This window comes from Streptomyces melanogenes (assembly GCF_014649795.1).
Classification (GTDB): domain Bacteria; phylum Actinomycetota; class Actinomycetes; order Streptomycetales; family Streptomycetaceae; genus Streptomyces; species Streptomyces noboritoensis.
In genome coordinates, this window is the sequence record NZ_BMTS01000079.1 from 1 (window position 1) to 1,450 (window position 1,450).

At 64.7% G+C, this 1,450-nt stretch carries 1 protein-coding gene; it reads left to right on the forward strand.

Going from position 1 to position 1,450, the window contains the following annotated elements; all coding sequences use genetic code 11:
* Nucleotides 1-239 precede the first annotated feature (239 nt).
* On the forward strand, nt 240-1,424 hold the full coding sequence (locus IE252_RS42815) for an IS110 family RNA-guided transposase (RefSeq protein ID WP_190094927.1): 1,185 nt from the start codon (nt 240-242) through the stop codon (nt 1,422-1,424).
* Nucleotides 1,425-1,450 lie beyond the last annotated feature (26 nt).

A 1,450-nucleotide genomic window follows, 5' to 3' on the forward strand; every position in this document is an offset into this window, starting at 1 on the left:
TCTTCCCTACGTTGTTCAGCGGGACAGGGTGAGCCCCTCGTATGGTTGACCCGCCCAGGGGCATCAGGTGTGGCTCTACGTCTTCTGCCATTCATGGCTTCCGTGGATTGGCCGCCAGATGCCCCACGACGACTCGGCTGCCAATTAGGAATTGCGAACTGATCGCTCTGTAGGGAATCGCCAGCGAGGTCGTCCGTGGGAGGCACCAACAGCACAACGCGCGGAGGAACCAAGTGGCCATGATCTGGGCCGGTATCGATGCAGGAAAGACACATCACCATTGTGTGGTGATCGACGCGACCGGCTGTCGACTGCTGTCGCGACGGGTTGCCAACGATGAGCCAGAACTGCTCCAGCTCCTGGCCGACGTTCTCGCTCTGGGTGAGGAGGTGACCTGGGCAATCGACCTGGCCGACGGTGGGGCCGCCCTTGCCATCACCATCCTGCTCAACCACGATCAGCAAGTTCTCTACATCTCCGGCCGGGCCATCCATCGGGCCTGCGAGGGCTACCGGGGCGAGGGGAAGACCGACGCGAAGGACGCGGGGGTCATTGCCGACCAGGCGCGTATCCGGCGGGACCTGCGTCCTCTGCGTACGGGCGACGAGATCGCCGTGGACCTCAAGCTCCTCACCGGCCGGCGTTTGGACCTGGTCACGGACCGTACGCGCGCTATCAACCGCCTCCGGGCCCTCCTCACCAGCATCTTTCCCGCGCTGGACCGGGCCCTGGATCTCAACAACACCGGACCCGTCGTCCTGCTGAGCGGCTATCAAACTCCGGCGGCCATCCGTCGCCTCGGAGTCCGAAGGCTTGAGACATGGCTGCGTAACCGTAAAGTCCGCCCCGCCGACAGGCTTGCCGAGGTCGCACTCCAGGCCGCGGAGAGCCAGTACACGAGCCTCCCCGGGGAGAAGGTGGCCGCCCTCCAGATCCGCACGTTGGCGAACGAGGTGCTCGTCCTCAACCGCCAAGTTGCCGAGATCGAGAGGGTCGTTGCGGCCCGGTTTCAGGATCACCCTGACGCCGAAGTGATCGTCAGCATGCCCGGCTTAGGACCGATCCTCGGGGCCGAGTTCGTGGCTGCCACTGGCGGTGACATGAGTGCCTTTGCCACCCCCGACCGGCTCGCCGGCTTCGGTGGTGTTGCGCCCACTCCCCGCGACTCTGGGAAGATCAGCGGAAACCTACGCCGCCCTCAGCGATACAACCGACGGCTGCAACGGGTCTTCTACACCTCCGCGTTGATGAGCATCCGCTACTCCGAAGAGTCCCGCCGTTTTTACGATCGCAAGCGCGCTGAGGGCAAGCGCCACCCCCAAGCCGTCATGGCTCTGGCGCGGCGCCGCGTCAACGTCCTCTGGGCCCTACTACGCGACCGGCGGTGCTATCAGGTAACGCCACCCGTCATCCTCACGGCTTGACAAACGCCATTAGGAATCCACGGCAC

Coding starts and splice junctions, on each gene's coding strand:
- IE252_RS42815 (WP_190094927.1), top strand. CDS start 240: ATGATCTGGGCCGGTATCGATGCAGGAAAGACACATCACCATTGTGTG.